18 protein-coding genes and 1 tRNA gene are annotated in these 15,777 nt (G+C 70.2%); 15 read left to right on the top strand and 4 right to left on the bottom strand.

Going from position 1 to position 15,777, the window contains the following annotated elements; translation table 11 throughout:
* Positions 1–486 precede the first annotated feature (486 nt).
* Positions 487–915 (bottom strand): ATP-binding protein, encoded by a 429-nt coding sequence (locus tag AB0H75_RS39740; protein ID WP_367805154.1) that lies wholly within the window; start codon positions 913–915, stop codon positions 487–489.
* A gap of 186 nt (positions 916–1,101) precedes the next feature.
* Between AB0H75_RS39740 and AB0H75_RS39745 the strand changes: the two genes are divergently transcribed.
* The 9 genes from AB0H75_RS39745 to xerC all read left to right on the top strand — a co-directional run bounded on the left by AB0H75_RS39745 (position 1,102) and on the right by xerC (position 8,636).
* Positions 1,102–1,398: a putative quinol monooxygenase gene (locus tag AB0H75_RS39745; protein ID WP_367805156.1), complete on the top strand. Its 297-nt coding sequence runs from the start codon at positions 1,102–1,104 to the stop codon at positions 1,396–1,398.
* A 2-nt stretch (positions 1,399–1,400) separates the two neighbouring features.
* Complete coding sequence (locus tag AB0H75_RS39750; RefSeq protein ID WP_367805430.1) at positions 1,401–2,597, top strand: helix-turn-helix domain-containing protein; 1,197 nt, start codon at positions 1,401–1,403, stop codon at positions 2,595–2,597.
* Between the two features lie 324 nt (positions 2,598–2,921).
* Entirely contained in the window at positions 2,922–3,251 is a 330-nt protein-coding gene (locus AB0H75_RS39755) for a hypothetical protein (RefSeq protein WP_367805158.1), read from the top strand.
* Complete coding sequence (locus tag AB0H75_RS39760) at positions 3,244–4,578, top strand: FtsK/SpoIIIE domain-containing protein (protein WP_367805160.1); 1,335 nt, start codon at positions 3,244–3,246, stop codon at positions 4,576–4,578. Before AB0H75_RS39755 ends, AB0H75_RS39760 begins: the two co-directional genes overlap by 8 nt.
* A 23-nt stretch (positions 4,579–4,601) precedes the next feature.
* Positions 4,602–5,267, top strand: coding sequence for a DUF2637 domain-containing protein (locus tag AB0H75_RS39765; RefSeq protein WP_367805162.1), 666 nt, complete (start codon positions 4,602–4,604; stop codon positions 5,265–5,267).
* A 10-nt stretch (positions 5,268–5,277) separates the two neighbouring features.
* On the top strand, positions 5,278–5,607 hold the full coding sequence (locus tag AB0H75_RS39770; protein ID WP_367805164.1) for a hypothetical protein: 330 nt from the start codon (positions 5,278–5,280) through the stop codon (positions 5,605–5,607).
* A 281-nt stretch (positions 5,608–5,888) separates the two neighbouring features.
* Positions 5,889–7,223, top strand: coding sequence for a replication initiator (locus tag AB0H75_RS39775; protein ID WP_367805166.1), 1,335 nt, complete (start codon positions 5,889–5,891; stop codon positions 7,221–7,223).
* On the top strand, positions 7,213–7,395 hold the full coding sequence (locus tag AB0H75_RS39780; RefSeq protein ID WP_367805168.1) for a helix-turn-helix transcriptional regulator: 183 nt from the start codon (positions 7,213–7,215) through the stop codon (positions 7,393–7,395). Before AB0H75_RS39775 ends, AB0H75_RS39780 begins: the two co-directional genes overlap by 11 nt.
* Positions 7,395–8,636, top strand: coding sequence for a tyrosine recombinase XerC (xerC, locus tag AB0H75_RS39785; protein ID WP_367805170.1), 1,242 nt, complete (start codon positions 7,395–7,397; stop codon positions 8,634–8,636). Before AB0H75_RS39780 ends, xerC begins: the two co-directional genes overlap by 1 nt.
* A gap of 85 nt (positions 8,637–8,721) precedes the next feature.
* Here the strand turns inward: xerC and AB0H75_RS39790 are convergent.
* Positions 8,722–8,794: transfer RNA gene (locus AB0H75_RS39790), tRNA-Arg, on the bottom strand.
* A gap of 218 nt (positions 8,795–9,012) precedes the next feature.
* Here AB0H75_RS39790 and AB0H75_RS39795 point away from each other — a divergent pair.
* The 6 genes from AB0H75_RS39795 to AB0H75_RS39820 all read left to right on the top strand — a co-directional run bounded on the left by AB0H75_RS39795 (position 9,013) and on the right by AB0H75_RS39820 (position 14,032).
* Positions 9,013–10,461 (top strand): sensor histidine kinase, encoded by a 1,449-nt coding sequence (locus tag AB0H75_RS39795; protein WP_367805172.1) that lies wholly within the window; start codon positions 9,013–9,015, stop codon positions 10,459–10,461.
* Positions 10,458–11,090 carry a response regulator gene (locus AB0H75_RS39800; protein WP_367805174.1) on the top strand — a complete coding sequence of 211 codons (633 nt, stop codon included), beginning with the start codon at positions 10,458–10,460 and terminating at the stop codon, positions 11,088–11,090. The genes AB0H75_RS39795 and AB0H75_RS39800 overlap by 4 nt, the downstream gene beginning before the upstream one ends.
* Before the next feature lie 111 nt (positions 11,091–11,201).
* The gene (locus AB0H75_RS39805) at positions 11,202–11,474 is read left to right on the top strand and encodes a hypothetical protein (RefSeq protein ID WP_367805176.1); all 273 of its coding nucleotides are present in this window, start codon (positions 11,202–11,204) and stop codon (positions 11,472–11,474) included.
* A 19-nt stretch (positions 11,475–11,493) separates the two neighbouring features.
* On the top strand, positions 11,494–12,228 hold the full coding sequence (locus AB0H75_RS39810) for a prolipoprotein diacylglyceryl transferase (RefSeq protein WP_367805178.1): 735 nt from the start codon (positions 11,494–11,496) through the stop codon (positions 12,226–12,228).
* Positions 12,225–13,745 carry a radical SAM protein gene (locus tag AB0H75_RS39815; protein WP_367805180.1) on the top strand — a complete coding sequence of 507 codons (1,521 nt, stop codon included), beginning with the start codon at positions 12,225–12,227 and terminating at the stop codon, positions 13,743–13,745. Before AB0H75_RS39810 ends, AB0H75_RS39815 begins: the two co-directional genes overlap by 4 nt.
* Entirely contained in the window at positions 13,742–14,032 is a 291-nt protein-coding gene (locus tag AB0H75_RS39820) for a hypothetical protein (protein ID WP_367805182.1), read from the top strand. The genes AB0H75_RS39815 and AB0H75_RS39820 overlap by 4 nt, the downstream gene beginning before the upstream one ends.
* Here the strand turns inward: AB0H75_RS39820 and AB0H75_RS39825 are convergent.
* On the bottom strand, positions 14,025–15,305 hold the full coding sequence (locus tag AB0H75_RS39825; protein ID WP_367805184.1) for a hypothetical protein: 1,281 nt from the start codon (positions 15,303–15,305) through the stop codon (positions 14,025–14,027). The genes AB0H75_RS39820 and AB0H75_RS39825 overlap by 8 nt on opposite strands.
* Positions 15,302–15,769, bottom strand: coding sequence for a SigE family RNA polymerase sigma factor (locus AB0H75_RS39830; protein ID WP_367805186.1), 468 nt, complete (start codon positions 15,767–15,769; stop codon positions 15,302–15,304). Before AB0H75_RS39830 ends, AB0H75_RS39825 begins: the two co-directional genes overlap by 4 nt.
* Between the last annotated feature and the right edge of the window lie 8 nt (positions 15,770–15,777).

A 15,777-nucleotide genomic window follows, 5' to 3' on the forward strand; every position in this document is an offset into this window, starting at 1 on the left:
CGCCCTTGTAGGTGATGCGGTCGTTCACCGTTGCTGCCCTCTGCCTGTTTGCGGCGGGGTGGCCGGGCGGGACCGGCCCGGAGAGGCCGCACGCCCGCCCGGACCGCCCAGCCGCCCGCCGCCCAACGGGCGGCGGCTTGAAGACGTAGAGAAAGTTCTCATCCACAACAAGCGTCAGCTGAATGATCTTGAGCGGATGCCGGGTACCGAAGTTGCTTCGCCTCTACCGGGCGTGACCTTTGAGCAGCGCCTGCCAGGTGGCATGTCCCTCTCGGGTGTTCATGCGGCGGGTCTCGGACGTCGTCCCGGTGGTTTGATGAGTGCGGCGGAGGAAGGTTTGGCCGCCTGCGGCGCAGAGCTCATAGACGACGTCGGCGCAGTCGCAGGTCCAGGCGAGGGTCCTGTGTCGATCGTCGCGGGCTGGCAGCCAGTCCAGGCGGGTGCAGTTCGGCCTGGGCTTGGGGACGTGGGGCGATAGGCAGTTCTTCATGTGCCTGGTCCGGTGGGAGTCAGGGGGATGAGTGCCCAGACGGTGCGGCCGGCTTGGTCGCCGTGAATGCCCCAGCGTGTGGTCAGCGTGTCGATGAGGTGGAGGCCGCGGCCGTTCTGGTCCTCGTCTTGGGCCTGACGTAGGTGTGGGGCGGTGGGGCCGCCTTCGTCGAGGACGGCGAGGATCAGCAGGCTGCTGCCGGCGAGGGCGGTGACGCCGAATCGGCCGCCTGGCAGGCCGCTTCGGGTGTGGCGGATGGCGTTGGTGGCGAGTTCGGAGATCACCAGGCGGGCGGTGTCGGTTTCGGGGCGCTCTCCGAGGTAGTCGGCGACGAAGTGGCGGGCGGCCCGGATCTGGTCAAGGGTGCCGGGGAAGTTGCGACACCACTGGTGGATCTCGGCGGGGCTGTTCAGCGCTGAAGACATCGCCGTTTCCTTGCGTTCGTGCAGGTCGAAGCACTGGCAATCGCTATCAATACTTAAAGTACTAGTGCTATACTTCAAGTACAAGCGACTTGATGTACTTGCGCCGCACAATAAGTACTGGTCGAGTAGAGAAACCGAGATCCCAGTCCGTGACGGCGAGCCAGGAGGGCGTACATGTTCGGACTTATGGTGCGATTCACCTGCAAGGACGAGGAGAGCGCAGCGGCGTTCGACACCCTCGTCGGTGAGACAATCGAGGCGATCCGCAAGCACGAGCCCGGCACGATCGTGTACGCCTCGCACCGGGTGGACGGCCAGCCGCTGCAGCGGATCTTCTACGAGCTGTACCGGGACCGCGACGCCTTCGACGCACACGAGCAGACCGAGCACACCAGGCGCTTCCTGGCGGCTCGGGAGGAGTTGCTGGCCTCGATCGAGGTCGACTGGCTGGATCTGCTGAGCGGGAAGGGCACGACGTCGTGAGCATGGAGTACCAGCGGGCGCTCGGACGGCGCATCGCCCAGGAGCGCAAGCGGCGTGGCCTGTCGCAGGCCGAGCTGGCCCGGCTGGTGGATCGCTCGGTGGCGTGGATCTCGCAGGTGGAGCGGGGCGTGCGCAAGGTCGATCGCATGTCCGTGCTGGAGAAGGTCGCCGAGACGCTGGACGTGCCCCTCTCCGAGCTGGCCGCAGAGGCGCCCGTGGTCGCCGCCACGACCGAGGAGATGCCGGGGACGGCCGGGCTGCGGCTGGTGCTGTCCGGGGCGCACTCGTTGCAGGCCATGTTGCACGCCACGCCGGTCCCGCCGACCGACCAGCTCAAGCCGCGCGTCGATCACGCCTGGGAGCTGACGCACGAAAGCCGCTACGTCGAGCTGACGGAGCTGCTGCGCGGACTCGTCCCGACGCTGGAGAACGCGGTGAGGTCCGCGCCTGTCGAGCGGCAGGCCGAGTTGTTCGAGCTGCTGGCGGTGACCTACCAGGCGTGTTCGGCGTCGCTGGCGAAGCTGGGCGAGCCGGAGGCGGCGTGGATCGCGGCGGACCGGGCCATCAGCGCGGCCGAGCGCGCCGGCAACCCGTTGATGATGGCGGCCGGGGCGTTCCGGCTGGGGTTTGTCTTCTTGGGCGCGCGGCACTTCGATCAGGTGGAGGAGACGGCGCGTACCGCTGCTGAAGCGCTGTGGTTCCTCACCGATCAGGGCAATGTGGCGGCGATGTCATTGTGGGGCGGGCTGACCTTGCAGCGGGCGGTGACGGCCGCGCGGCTCAATCAGGCCGATGTGGCCTACGAGCACCTGTCGCGGGCGCGTGAGATGGCGGCGCGGGTAGGCGAGGGACGCAACGACTACAACACCGAGTTCGGGCCGGCCAACGTGGCGCTGCACGAGGTGGCCGTGGCGGTGGAGGTGGGTGACGCCGGGCACGCGCTGCGGGTCGGGGCCGCAGTGGACACCTCGACATTGTCGGCGGAGCGGCGGGCGCGGCTGGCGGTGGATCTCGCGCGGGCTCATGCGCAGCGTCGGCAGGTGGACGAGGCGGTGGCCCGGTTGCTGGAGGCGGAGGCCGTCGCGCCGGAGCAGATCCGTAATCACCGGGTGGTCCGGCAGCTCGTCTCTGATCTGGCCTCGATGCAGGACCCGGTCTCGTCCGAGCTGCGGGAGCTGGCTGACCGAGTGGGCGCGTAGAAAAAGTACGTGGACAAGTACTCTAAGTACTAGCAGTTACTCTCGGTATCGGGTAGCGTTCGTGTTGTAGCTGGAACTCTCCGTAGTCGGAGGGCGGCAGCCCAGCACGAACGCTCTTCGCGTTTCAGGGGTGGATCAAGGAGGTCCGCTCACGAAAGGCGGAGAGAGGGCCACGACATGAAAGTGGCCTGAGCGGGAGACCCGCCCAGGCCGGATGCGTTAGCACCCTAGTTGGCGCTTCGATGCTATCGCCTCCGAGCTGACGGCACGGCCTCCCTCGTCCTGAAACGCCTGATCAACAGGCCGGCGAGAGGTCAAACAGCCATGCGTACCGTCCCCATCCCCGTGGACGTCAGCAAGCTCACCATCACCTGCGTGAAGGCCCCGCGCCCGCGCGTGCTCAACAAGGACACCGGCGAGATCAAGACCGACAAGAACGGCAACACCGTCTACGAGGTCACCGTGTCGGTGGAGGACGAGTTCGGCCGGATCGAACTCGTGAAGATCGGCATCACCGGCGAACCGCCCATCAAGGCCGGCGACGCCGTCAACGCGGTCGGACTGCTCGGCTACGTCTGGGAGATCGCCGGACGCTGGGGCATCTCCTACCGCGCGACCGCCCTGCTCCCGAAGCAGGAGGCCGCCAGTGTCTGACCAGTTCTACGCGGCGCTCGGGGTCCTGGCCGCCGTCGCGGCCGGCCTCTGGGCCTGGCGGCACTGGCACTACCGTTCGTTCTGGCTCGTCATCGGCTTTCCGATCACGGCCATCACCATTCGGGCGACCTGGCGCAAGGTCGCCCTCGGCTGCAACCTCACCAAGAAGCGGCAGCGCTTCTGGTTCACCACTGTTCCCGGTCTGGTCGCCTCGACCGGCGTCGTCCGGGTCAGGCGCAAGTGGCAGCGCATCGCCGTGGACACCAAACCGTTCATGTGGCTGCCCCTGCCCACCCGGCACGGTTGGCGGGTCACCCTGCACACCCTGGAAGGACAGATCCCGGCCGACTACGCCGACGCAGCCGAACGGCTGGCGCACTCCTGGGGCGTGCACGCCGTACGCGTCTCCTCCCACAAGCCCGGACGGGTACGGCTCGCCGTCACCCTGCGCGATCCGCTGGTCAAGGTCGATGAGCTGCCACCCTCCACCGAACTGCTCAAGGTCACCGTGGGACGGCTGGAAACCGGCAAGCCCTGGGTCATCGACTTCCGCACCGTCCCGCACTGGATCAACGCGGGAGCCACCCAGTCCGGCAAGTCCAACCTGGCCAACGCGCTCATCGTCGGCCTCGCGCCGCAGCCGGTCGCCCTGGTCGGCTTCGACCTCAAGGGCGGGGTCGAATTCACCCCGTACGCGAAACGGCTGTCCGCGCTGGCCACCACGCGCGCCGAGTGCGGCGGGCTGCTGGACGACCTGGTGGCGCTAATGACCGACCGGATGGGCGTGTGCCGCATGACCTCGGCCCGCAACATCTGGCAGCTCCCGCCTCACCTGCGGCCCGCCCCGGTCGTGGTCTTGGTGGACGAGCTGGCCGAGCTGTACCTGATGGCCGACAAGTCGGAGAAGGACGAGATCGCCAAGACCTCGACCGCGCTGCTTCGAGTGGCGCAGCTCGGCAGGGCGTTCGGCATCTACCTGTTCTGCTGCGGCCAGCGCATCGGCTCCGACCTCGGGCCAGGTGTGACAGCGCTCCGCGCGCAGTGCTCAGGCCGGATCTGCCATCGGGTCAACGACCCCGAGACCGCCACTATGACCCTCGGCGACCTCGACCCGGCCGCGCTCGTATCCGCTCGCGCCATCGCCGCCGAGACACCGGGCGTCGCGATCGTCGCCTCGCAAGACGGCCAGTGGTATCGCGCCCGATCTTTCCACGTCAGCGAGCAGGTGGCCGAACACGCCGCCCGCACCTATGCCGGCCAAGCACCCACCTGGGCGGACGTCATGACCGCCCAACCCATGGAGACGCCCGACCAGCAGACGGCCTGAACCGACACCGGAAGGGGGTCGAGATGCGTCACCTCGCCGCCTGGCTGCTCAACACCGGTCCCGTCCTCGTCCTGGCCCTCATCGCAGGGGCAGGCTCGTTCACCCACATCCGCGACACCGCCAGCCAGCACGGACAGACCGGCTGGATGTCCTGGGCCATCGCCATCTGCATCGACCTCACCTGCGTCATGGCAGCCCGCGAACGCCAACGGGACAAGAAGACCGGCCGCACCCGGCGCGGGCTGGCCTCCTGGCCCGTCCTGGTCCTGACCGGCGGGATCATCCTGTCCCTGGCCGCCAACCTCGCCCAAGCCACACCGACCGTCTGGGGCTGGATCACCGCCGCCACTCCGGCCGGCGCCTTCCTCGTCGCGGTCTCCATGCTCGAACGCCGCGCCACCGGCCCAGCGCAGGACGGCCCGCAGACGTCCTCACCGACCACAGAGACGTCCCAAGTCGTCACCGACGTCCCGAACCGTCCGGCCCTGACCCGCGAACCCGACCGCCAGCCCGACACTCCAGCACTCGATCCGGCCCTGGTCGAGTACGCCCGCCGCGTGGCCGACGAACATCTCGCCAGGCGCGGCGGCCCGGTCACCGCTGACCTCATCCGCGCCCACCTGGGCGTATCAGACCAGCTCGCCGCCGACCTGCTCCGCACCCTGCACTCCACTCCAGACGCCCGCTGAAGGGACTGCCATGAACGACCGTCGCGCCGCTCTCATCAACGGCCTGCTCGACCTGGCCGCCTTCCTCGAAGCCCACCCCGACGTACCCGTCTCGCCCAGCGTCACCGTCCACCACTTTCCCGACAACGACAGCGACGCCGACATGTGCGCAGAGATCGACCGGATCGCCGGTCTCGCCGGTTCCCGAATCGACCACGAGGACTCGCCGTACGGCCACTACGCCACCTCGGTCCTTTTCGGGCCGGTGGAGTACCGCGCCGTAGCCGTCCTGGCCGCCGCTCGCGCCCGCCACGACGCCGAACGCAGCTACTACGGCTGCATCAAGCCCGATCCCGCCTGAAGCAACGACGCACATCCGGCTCGTGAAAGGGCCACCGCCATGAACGAGATCACGAACCACTACCGCTGCTGCACCTGCAACGGCACCGGCCTCATCGACGACCAGACCTGCGCCGACTGCCACGGCAGCGGCATCGACAACCACGGCGCATAGCCGTAGCGCCCCCCGCCTGGCCACACATCCGCCAAGATCCGCGCCAGGCCGGGGGCCATCCACACCAGCATCTGGATAGGACGGAACCCATCTTGCCCCACCTTGCCCGCAGCCACGCCGTGGCTGGAATGATCCACCGGCTCCACCAACCCGACTACGACCGCTGGGCTCACCAGATCAAGCGCGCCGGCGGCTGCCGACAGCCCATCCACCTGCGCGGCAAGGTCGAACACTACGACCAGGCCACCGGCCAACTGCTCCACCGCTACACCACCAACCGCGAACCGGACGGCGTCCTGCGCGTCCCGTGCAAGACCCGCCGCGCCACCCGTTGCCCGGCCTGCGCCGAGGTCTACCGCGCCGACACCTACCAGCTCGTTCGCGCCGGCCTCATCGGTGGCAAGGGCGTGCCCGAGACCGTCAGCAGCCACCCGTGTCTGTTCGTCACCCTCACCGCACCGTCCTTCGGGGCCGTCCACGTGCCACGCGAGAAGAACGGCAAGGTCCTGCCCTGCCACGCCCGCCGCAACGCCCAGACCTGCCCGCACGGCCGCGTCATGTCCTGCAACGAACGGCACAGCCCCGACGACCCAAGGCTCGGCGAGCCGCTGTGCCCGGACTGCTACGACTACGAGGGCTCGGTCCTGTTCAACGCCGTCAGCCCAGAGTTGTGGCGCCGCTTCACCCTGGCTCTCCGCCGCCGCTTCGCCAGGCTGAACGGCCTGACCGTCAAGGCCCTGGGCGAACACGTCAGCATCGCCTTCGCCAAGGTCGCCGAGTACCAGCGGCGCGGTGTCGTCCACTTCCACGCCGTCATCCGCCTCGATGGGCCAGACGGCCCCAACTCGCCACCGCCGGCCTGGGCCGCCGCCGACGTCCTGGCCGAAGCGGTCCAGCACGCGGCTGCCGTCGTGACCGCCGAGGTCAAGCCACTGAGCAGAACCTTCCGATGGGGCACACAGCTCGACATCCGCCCCATCTCTATGACCGGCGACCTCACCGAGCAAGCCGTCGCCGCCTACATCGCCAAGTACGCCACCAAGGCCGCCGAATGCGTCGGCACCCTGGACCGCCGCATCCAACCGCTCGACAACCTCGACGCCCTGCCCATCCGCGACCACGCCCGCCGCCTCATCGACGCCTGCATGCGCCTCGGCAGCCAACCCCGCCTCACCGACCTGAGACTCACCCACTGGGCACACATGCTCGGCTTCCGCGGCCACTTCTCCACCAAGAGCCGCCGCTACTCCACCACCCTCGGTGCCCTGCGTGCCGCCCGCGAAGAACACATGCGCACCGAGGAGATCACCAACGGACGGCTCCCGCTGTTCGAGGAGGACACCGTCCTGGTCATTGCCCACTGGCAGTACGCCGGACAGGGCCTTTCCGCTGGAGAACAGCTTCTCGCCGCCGCCATCACTGGCCGGCAGGCACCACATCCCGGGGGACCGCATGACCGCTGAACTGCTCACCGTCCCGGAAGCGATGGCCGTCTTGAAGGTCAGCCGGTGGACGCTCTACAACCTCATCCGCTCAGGCGAACTCACGTCCATCCGAGTCGGCGCCCGCTGCCGCCGCATCCCGTCATCCGCGCTGGACGCCTACATCGCTCGTCTATGTGAGGAGGCCGCCTGATGGGCAAGCGATCGAACGGGGAAGGCTCGATCTTCCCCTATAAGGACGGCTGGGCGGGCTACGTCTGGGTCACCACGCCAGAGGGCAAGCGCACTCGCAAATGGGCGTACGGCAAGACTCGCGAGGAGACTCACGAGAAGTGGCTCAAGCTTCACGAGCAGGCCCGGAAGGGACCGGTGGCCACCAAGCACGAGACGGTGGCCGCCTTCCTCACGCGCTGGCTCGCCGAGGTCATCGAGCCCAACCGTGAGCCTACGACCTACGTGGCGTACGAACCGCTCGTTCGGCTGTACATCGTCCCCGGCCTGGGCAAGAAGCGCCTCGACAAGCTCACCGTCCGCGACGTGCAAGGCTGGCTCAACACCCTGCCCACGCTCTGCACCTGCTGCGCCCAGCGAAAGGATCACAAGCGGCCCGAAGGTAAGCGGCGGTGCTGCTCTATGGGCAAGTGCTGCAAGGGCTACCTGTCGCGCAACAGCATCGCTGGCATCCGGAGGGTCCTGCGGTCAGCGCTCGGCCACGCCCTGCGGGAAGAACTGGTCACGAAGAACGTCGCCTCGCTGACCACGCTTCCGAGCGCCGGCAAGACCAAGAAGAAGCGCCAGAACACGGTCTGGACAGTGGATGAGGCCCGGAGGTTCCTCGAACACCTGCGGGAGACCAAAGACCCCCTCTATGCGGCGTACGTGCTCATCCTCGTCCTGGGCCTCCGTCGAGGAGAGGTCCTTGGTCTCACGTGGGACAGCGTGGATCTCGTCGGCGAACAGCTCTGGATCTCCCGCCAGCTCACCCGGGTCGGTGGCCGGCTCCTTCACCGGAACACCACCAAGACAGAGGACTCGACCGCTTCGCTGCCACTCTTCGGCCTGTGCGTCTCGGCCCTCAAGCACCGCCGGCGCGTCCAGGAGGAGGCACGCAAGACGGCTGGGGACGAGTGGAAGAGCTCGGACCTGACGTTCACGACACGCACCGGCACGCCGATCGAGCCGCGCAACTTCAACCGGGCCTTCGAGAGTCACTGCCGACGAGCAGGCGTCCCGCGCATCCGGGTGCACGACACCTGGCACACCTGCGCCTCGCTCCTGGCTGCTCTCGACGTCCATCCGCGTGTGGCGATGCGCATCCTGCGCCACTCGCAGATCTCGATGACCATGGATGTGTACACCCAGGTGCCAAGCCCCGAGACCCGCAAGGCGCTCGACCGGCTGAACGAGCGTCTGACCGCCGAATCAGACGGTTAAGCTTCGGCGGCGTTGCTGTACAACGCTGCTGTATGGGCACGAAAAAGGCCCTCCGGGATGATCCCGGAGGGCCTTTGACCTGGAGCGCGGCCGAGAGGACTCGAACCCCTAACCTTCTGATCCGTAGTCAGATGCTCTATCCATTGAGCTACGGCCGCTCGCTGCGTAAGCAAGCATAGCGGGTTTTGAGGAGTGCCTCGAACCATAAAGCGTGATCTCGCGCTCGTCGGCCGTGTCGGCCCAGGTCAGGAGGCGGGTTGCGGGTTTGATCTCGGGTGGGAGGGATGGCTGGGGGGCGTGGTACGTCGAAGGGTGTAGGGGGAGACCGCTCTTGTGCAGGAGGGCAGCGCGGGGGCGGGGGTGGTGGGATGGGGGGATGAGGCGGGTTGCGTGGGGGGCCGGGCTGGCGTTCGTGATGGGAGTGCTGCTCATCGCGGGCGGGGCGCGGGTCGAGCGGGGGGTGCCTGAGTGGGTGCTGGTCGGGCCGCTGGCCGTCACCTGCGCGGGGGTGCTGGTGCGGCGGCGGGCGCCGGTCGCCTCGCTGGGGCTCGGGGTGGTGGCGGTCGTGCTGGACGGGTTCGTGGGGCCGTCTCTCGGGACCGTGCTGGTGTTCACCGACAATCTGTACGCGGCCGCGCTCTACGGGCCGGCTCGGCTGGCGCGCGGGTTGCTGGCGGTCACCGCGGTCATGGCCGTCGCGGGTGGGGCCGTGGCGTGGTTCCTCATGGCGGACTGGCGGGCGCTGGCGGTCATAGGGGTGCAGGCGGGACTGGTGCTCGTGACGCCGGTCATGACCGCGCTGGTGGTGCGGGAGCAGCGGGATCGGGCGGCGGCGGAGCGGGTGCGGGCCGAGCAGGTGGCGCGGCTGGCGGAGCTCGACCGGCGGGCGGCCGTCGTGGCCGAGCGGACGCGGATGGCCCGGGAGCTGCACGACATGATCGCCAACCACTTCAGCGCCATCGCCATCCAGTCCACGGCGGCGTTGTCGCGGAAGGACCTCGATCCGGGGACGGTGCGGAAGGTCATGGAGTCCGTACGGGAGAACAGCGTCAAGGGGATGGCGGAGATGCGGACCATGATCGGGTTGCTGCGGGAGCGGGAGGACGAGGAAGGGGGGTCCGTCGGGAGCGAGGCCGGGAGCGGGGCGGGAAGTGAGGAGCGGGCGGTCGGTGAGGCGATGCGGCCGCGGCTGGTGGACGCGGAGACGCTGGTCGAGCGGGTCTCGGCGGCGGGGATGCGGGTGTCGTTGCGGGTCGAGGGAGCGGTACGGGAGGTGCCGGCGGCCGTCGACCTGGCGGGGTACCGGATCCTGCAGGAGTCGCTGACCAACGCGCTCAAGCACGGGGAGTCGCCGGTCGAGGTCGTGGTCTCGTACGAGGTGGGGCGGGTGGCCGTGCGGGTGTGGAACGCGGTGGGCGGCGGCGCGGGCGCGGAGCGGGAACGGGAACGGGAACGGGAACGGATGCGAGAACGGGAACGGGTGCGGCTGCCCGGGGCAGGGGCGGGGCTGGTGGGGATGCGGGAGCGGGCCTCTCTGGTCGGCGGCACCTTCGAGGCGGGGATCGTGGAAGCGGCGGGGGCCGTGGAAGCGGCGGGGATCCTGGAAGCGGCGGGGACCGTGGAAGCGGTGGGGGGCGTTGAGCCGGGAATGGCGGACGCGGAGACTGCGAGGGCGAGGGCTGCGGGGGCCGCTGGAGCGGGGTGGCGGGTGGTGGCCGTTCTGCCGACCGAGGAAGGCGAGCGGGGCGCGGGGGCGCAGGGTGGCATGGGCGGGTTCTCGTCGCAGGTGGTCGGCTTGATGTTTCCGCGGGAGGCCGGGCAGTGACGGCGGTACGGGTGCTGGTGGCCGATGACCACGCGGCGGTCCGGGCCGGGATCGTGCTGATCCTCGACGGCACCGCGGACATCGAGGTCGTCGGCGAGGCCGGCGACGGGGAGCAGGCCGTGGCCATGGCGCGTGAGCTGCGGCCCGACGTGGTCCTGATGGACGTCAGGATGCCGCGGCTCGACGGCATCTCGGCCACCCGCGAGCTGGCGGGCGTCTGCGACGTGCTGATCCTGACGACGTTCGACCTCGACGAGTACGTCTTCGGCGCGCTGCGGGCGGGCGCGGCCGGGTTCCTGCTGAAGAACACCGACGCCGACTCCCTGGTCGAGGCGGTACGCCTGGTCGCGCGCGGCGACGGCCTCATCTCGCCGTCGGTGACCCGCAAGCTGATCGCCGCCTTCGCGGTGACCGGTCACCAGCGGCCCCGCGACCGCAGGCCGGACGGCCTGACGCCCCGGGAGCGCGAGGTGCTGGCCTGCATCGGGCGGGGCATGTCCAACGCCGAGATCGCCGAGGAGCTGGACATGGCGGAGGCGACGACGAAGACCCACGTCAGCCGGGTGCTCGGCAAGCTGGGGCTGAAGAGCCGCGTCCAGGCGGCCATTTACTACTCAGAGGGGATGTGAGTCCGTAATGTGTGCGAAGTGAGCACGCCACCACCGCCACCACCGCCACCACCCCCGCCGTTCCCTCCGCCTCCGCCTCCGCCCCCGGGACGGGAGCCGCGGAACACGGGCGTGATCGTCGGGCTGGCGTTCGCCGGCCTCTTCGGGTACTTCGTGGTCAACGTGATCGTCGCTCTGGTCGCGCTGAGCGTGTCGCATCCGGCCGCGATCGCGGTGGCGGCCGGGTTCCTGGCGCTGCTGGGGCTCGGGGCGGGGGTGGCGCTCCTGCTGATGCGCAGGTCGTGGTCGATCGGCCTGGGCCTCGGGCTGATGATGGGGTGGGCGCTCGCCTCGATCGTGTCGGCGGGCTACTGCACGGGTCTCAACCCGGGCCTGTACGTCTGACGGGCCGCGTACCGGACCGATGCTCCCCTACCACGAGATCTTCGTCGGCCTCGGCGTGCTCGCCGCCTCCGTCGTCTTCGTCCGCGAGGCCCGCCGCCGCGGCGCGCTCAACGAGCACTCCCTGATCGCCGTCACCGGCGCCCTGGTCGGCGGCGCCATCGGCATGCGGCTCGCGGGCTGGCTGGAGACCCTCAACCTCAAGGACCTCTGGCTGTACGGCTCCCGCAGCGTCCTCGGCGGCCTCACCGGCGCGTACGTGGGCGTCCTGATCGCCAAGCGGATCAGCGGCTACCGCGAGCGCACCGGCGACCTGTTCGCCCCGGCCGTCGCGCTCGGCATGGCGATCGGCCGCGTCGGCTGCCACCTCACCGAGGCGCCGGGCCGTCCCACCGGCCTGCCCTGGGGCGTGCACGCCTCGCCGGCCACCCCCGAGTGCCCGGGATGCCTGACCGGCCAGGCCATGCATCCGTCGTTCCTCTACGAGGTGGTCTTCCAGCTCGCCGCGTTCGCCGCGCTCATGTGGGCGCGCAAGCGGCTCACGCAACCGGGCGAGCTGTTCACCCTCTACCTGGCCGGGTACGCCGCCTTCCGCTTCCTCGTGGAGTTCACCCGGGCGAACGAGACGTTGTGGCTCGGCCTGACCGGGCCCCAGTGGTTCCTGACGGCCGGCCTGCCGCTGCTGGCGATCAGGCTGGCGATCGGCTGGCGGCGCGGCTACTACGATCCCCTCATCGTCCGGAAGGTGATGACATGAACGCAGGGATGGGTTTGCGGGGCGACCGCATCCTCAGGTACGTCAACGCTTTCTGCCCGCACTGCCACGGCCGCGACCTGGACCGGGTCGAGCGGCTGAGCGGCTACCTGGCCGAACGCGACGGCCGGGTGTGGCTGGAGCGCGGCTGCCGCGAGCACGGCCTGGTCCGCACCCTCTACGACGAGGACCCGGAGATCCTCGCCTACCTGGAGGAATGGACCGCTCCCACCAAGCAGCACGTGCCGGACGTACGCGGCAACTTCGCGCCGATCCCGCTCGCCTACCTGGACGGCCTGCCCGAGATGCAGACCCAGCACACCTGCATCCTCCTGGAGGACATCGCCGAGACCTGCAACCTGCGCTGTCCCACCTGCTTCGCCGACAGCTCGCCCGACCTGTCCGGCGTGGTCCCCGTCCCCGACGTCCTCGCCAACGTGGACCAGCGCCTCGAACGCGAGAACGGCAAGCTCGACGTCCTCATGCTGAGCGGCGGCGAGCCCACCCTCCACCCGGAGCTGAAGACCCTCCTGGCCGAGCTGTCCGCCCGCCCGGTCACCCGCATCCTGATCAACACCAACGGCGTCCTCCTCGCCAGGGACGACTCCCTCCTCGACCTGCTCACCGAGCACCGGGAGCGGGTGGAGGTCTACCTCCAGTACGACGGCACCTCGGCCCACGCCTCCCAGCACCACCGCGGCGGCGACCTGCGCCGGTTCAAGGCCGAGGCGCTGGCCCGCCTGTCGGAGCGCGAGATCTTCACCACCCTGGTCATGACGGCCGCCCTCGGCGTCAACGACGGCGAGATCGGCGACGTCGTCCGCCTCGCGCTCGACACCCCGTACGTCGGCGGCGTCTCCCTGCAGCCCCAGTTCGGCTCGGGCCGCTCCGGCGCCATCGACCCGATGGACCGGCTCACCCACACCGGCGTGCTCAAGCGCCTCGGCCCGCAGACCGGCGGCCTGGTGACCTGGCGCGACCTCACCGCCCTGCCCTGCTCCCACCCGCACTGCTGCTCGGTCGGCTACATGCTGCGTGACGACGCCGGGCAGTGGCGCTCGCTCACGGCGCTCATCGGCCACGACCGGCTCAAGGAGAACCTGGGCCTGGTCTCCAACCGCATCGCCGACAGCGAGATCCCGCGCGAGCTGCGCCTGGCCGTCCAGGAGTCGCTGCTCGGCCTGCTGTCGGAGCAGTCGTCGCTGTCGCACCCGCAGATCGGCGACCTGTGGCGCGACATCTGCGAGAACTGCGACCTCGGCATCTCCACACTGCTCACCCTCGCCTCCTCGGCCCTGCCAGGGCGGCGCAGGAAGCTGCGGCGCATGCTGGCCGAGCGGGTGGTGCGGATCACCGTCAAGCCGTTCATGGACGTCTCCACGATGATCGAGGAACGGCTCACGCAGTGCTGCGTGCACGTCGGCACGCGCCGGGACGAGCGTGACCAGTGCGCGCCGTTCTGCGCCGTGCAGGCGTGGCCCCAGCTTTCCCGGCAGCGGCTGTCCGCGGTGGCCCGATGAGTGACCCGATGAGTGGCCCGGCGGGCCGGCAGCCGCAGCCCCCGCCACAGTCCCCGCCGCAGCCGTACGACCCGCTCAAGTTGTGCGTGTACGCGACCGTCGCGCTGCTGGCGTGGCTGCTCGGGCCGTGGACGGTGCTGGCGTTCGCGGCGCTGGGCTTCGCCGGGTACTGGAAGGCGCGCCGGGCCGGGCTGACCCGGAGCAAGTGCCTGCTCCGGGACACCCGGCTCGTGCTCGCCTACCTCGGGCTGCTGGCCGCCGTGGCGATGGTGGCGATCGTCAGGTGAGCGCCAGCAGGTTGAGCACCGTCCACTCCTTCTTGCCCAGGACCATCGTCGGGCACTTGCGGCTGGAGCACTTCTCGGGCGGCTGCGCGTCCTGGTCCCAGTAGAGGACGGACATGGACGGGATGTCCGACAGGAGGGTGCTCGTCAACGGCGTGCCGAGCGTTCCCGGGGTGTGCTCGCCGAGCCCGACCGCCGCACCGGTGTCCAGGTCGTAGAGAAGGGCGAGCGGGTCTCCCGGCTCGGGGTCGGTCCGGTCCGCGGGGCCGGCGAGGCCGGCGAGCACGTACCGGCCGACGTAGGGCTGGCGCACCGAGTAGAGCCGCAGGCCGGACAGCACCCGGCGCCCGGTCCCGTCCACGTGCTGCACCAGCAGCCGGCCGTTCAGGTCGCCGGCGCACCAGCGCGGCCCGCAGCGCAGGTACTGCGTCCCCTCGGGCACCTGGACGTCGTACGTCCGGCCGGTCTCCAGGTTGACGACCCGGTCCGTGTTGGCGAACGCGGCCCGGCCCACGTGCTCCGCCCAGGGCCAGGAGGTCAGCCTGAACCCGGCGCTGCCGGGCAGCGGCTCCGGAGTCCCGCCGGAGAGCGGAACCCGGTGGACGCCCTTGTCGGACGACCACACGAGGGAGTCGCCCGCGAGGTCGAAGTCCGTGACCCTGCCGGAGAACTCGGCCACCCGGGTGGCGCTTCCGCCGGTGCGCGGCGCGACCCAGAACGTCGTGGACTGGTCCGTCCCGCCGTGCCAGGCGACGTGCCGCGGGCCCACCGCTATGCCGGCCGGTCCGTCCGCCCCCTTGATGGGCGGTATGTGGGCGAGCGCGCCCTTTGTCGCCCGGCGGGTCAGGTCGTAGACGTCCAGCCGGGACTCCTTCCCCTTGGCCGGCGCGGGCACGAACAGCAGCACCTCGGTCGGGCTCAACGCGGCCACCGGCACGATCCGCACCCCCGCGGCGGTCCGGGCCGGCACCTTGGCGATCGCCCGCGGCCACACCTCGTCCACCGGGCGCGGGCGGGACGGCGAAGGGCCGGAGGGGCCGGAGGGGCCGGAGGGGCTGACGGTCGCGGCGGGCTCGGCGCGCCGCGCCTCGCCGGTCAGGGCCGCCGTGGTGCCGCCGGCCACCGCCACCACCGCGGCCGCCGCGAGCGTCATCCGTACGCGCTGCCTGACGCGCCGGGAGCGCCGCCGCGCCGCCACGCCCCGCGCGAGGTCCACCGGCTCCACCTGGCCGGCGGCGGTCCGCAGGGTCCGGATCAGGTCCTGTTCGCCTCTCATCGTGCCTCCTGCAGCACTCGCTTGATCCGGAGCTTGTCCAGGGCCCGGGCGGCCTGGCTGCGTACGGTGCCGCGGGAGACGCCCAGGATGTCGGCGATCTCCTGGTCCGGCAGGTCCTCGTAGTAACGCAGCACGAGCACGGCCCGCTGCCTGCGGGGCAGCCGCTGGAGCTCGGCCCACAGGTCGGCGTCGCCGTAACGGTCGTCCGCGCCGCGGTCGGGCACATCGGCGACCAGGCTCTCGCGGCGCCGCCGGCGCCAGGACCTGATGTGGAGCCGGACCATGGTCGTGCGCACGTACCCCTCGGGGTCGTCCTTGTTGCGCACGCGGGTCCAGGCGTCGCCGAGGCGGGCCAGGGCCTCCTGTACGAGGTCGGCCGCGTCCTCGGAATCGCCGGACAGCACGTAGCCGTACCGGAGGAGGGCGTCGCCCCGGGCCCGGACGAACTCGTCGAAATCTTCCACGAACCCAG

Origin of the sequence: Nonomuraea sp. NPDC050783 (assembly GCF_040802095.1) — a bacterium.
In the GTDB taxonomy this organism is placed as follows: Bacteria; Actinomycetota; Actinomycetes; order Streptosporangiales; family Streptosporangiaceae; genus Nonomuraea.

What these genes read in the sequence shown, in the direction of transcription:
- AB0H75_RS39740 (WP_367805154.1), bottom strand. Translation starts at nt 915, where the DNA reads ATGTCTTCAGCGCTGAACAGCCCCGCCGAGATCCACCAGTGGTGTCGC.
- AB0H75_RS39745 (WP_367805156.1), top strand. Translation starts at nt 1,102, where the DNA reads ATGGTGCGATTCACCTGCAAGGACGAGGAGAGCGCAGCGGCGTTCGAC.
- AB0H75_RS39750 (WP_367805430.1), top strand. Translation starts at nt 1,401, where the DNA reads ATGGAGTACCAGCGGGCGCTCGGACGGCGCATCGCCCAGGAGCGCAAG.
- AB0H75_RS39755 (WP_367805158.1), top strand. Translation starts at nt 2,922, where the DNA reads ATGCGTACCGTCCCCATCCCCGTGGACGTCAGCAAGCTCACCATCACC.
- AB0H75_RS39765 (WP_367805162.1), top strand. Translation starts at nt 4,602, where the DNA reads ATGCGTCACCTCGCCGCCTGGCTGCTCAACACCGGTCCCGTCCTCGTC.
- AB0H75_RS39770 (WP_367805164.1), top strand. Translation starts at nt 5,278, where the DNA reads ATGAACGACCGTCGCGCCGCTCTCATCAACGGCCTGCTCGACCTGGCC.
- AB0H75_RS39775 (WP_367805166.1), top strand. Translation starts at nt 5,889, where the DNA reads ATGATCCACCGGCTCCACCAACCCGACTACGACCGCTGGGCTCACCAG.
- AB0H75_RS39780 (WP_367805168.1), top strand. Translation starts at nt 7,213, where the DNA reads ATGACCGCTGAACTGCTCACCGTCCCGGAAGCGATGGCCGTCTTGAAG.
- xerC (WP_367805170.1), top strand. Translation starts at nt 7,395, where the DNA reads ATGGGCAAGCGATCGAACGGGGAAGGCTCGATCTTCCCCTATAAGGAC.
- AB0H75_RS39795 (WP_367805172.1), top strand. Translation starts at nt 9,013, where the DNA reads ATGAGGCGGGTTGCGTGGGGGGCCGGGCTGGCGTTCGTGATGGGAGTG.
- AB0H75_RS39810 (WP_367805178.1), top strand. Translation starts at nt 11,494, where the DNA reads ATGCTCCCCTACCACGAGATCTTCGTCGGCCTCGGCGTGCTCGCCGCC.
- AB0H75_RS39815 (WP_367805180.1), top strand. Translation starts at nt 12,225, where the DNA reads ATGAACGCAGGGATGGGTTTGCGGGGCGACCGCATCCTCAGGTACGTC.
- AB0H75_RS39820 (WP_367805182.1), top strand. Translation starts at nt 13,742, where the DNA reads ATGAGTGACCCGATGAGTGGCCCGGCGGGCCGGCAGCCGCAGCCCCCG.
- AB0H75_RS39825 (WP_367805184.1), bottom strand. Translation starts at nt 15,305, where the DNA reads ATGAGAGGCGAACAGGACCTGATCCGGACCCTGCGGACCGCCGCCGGC.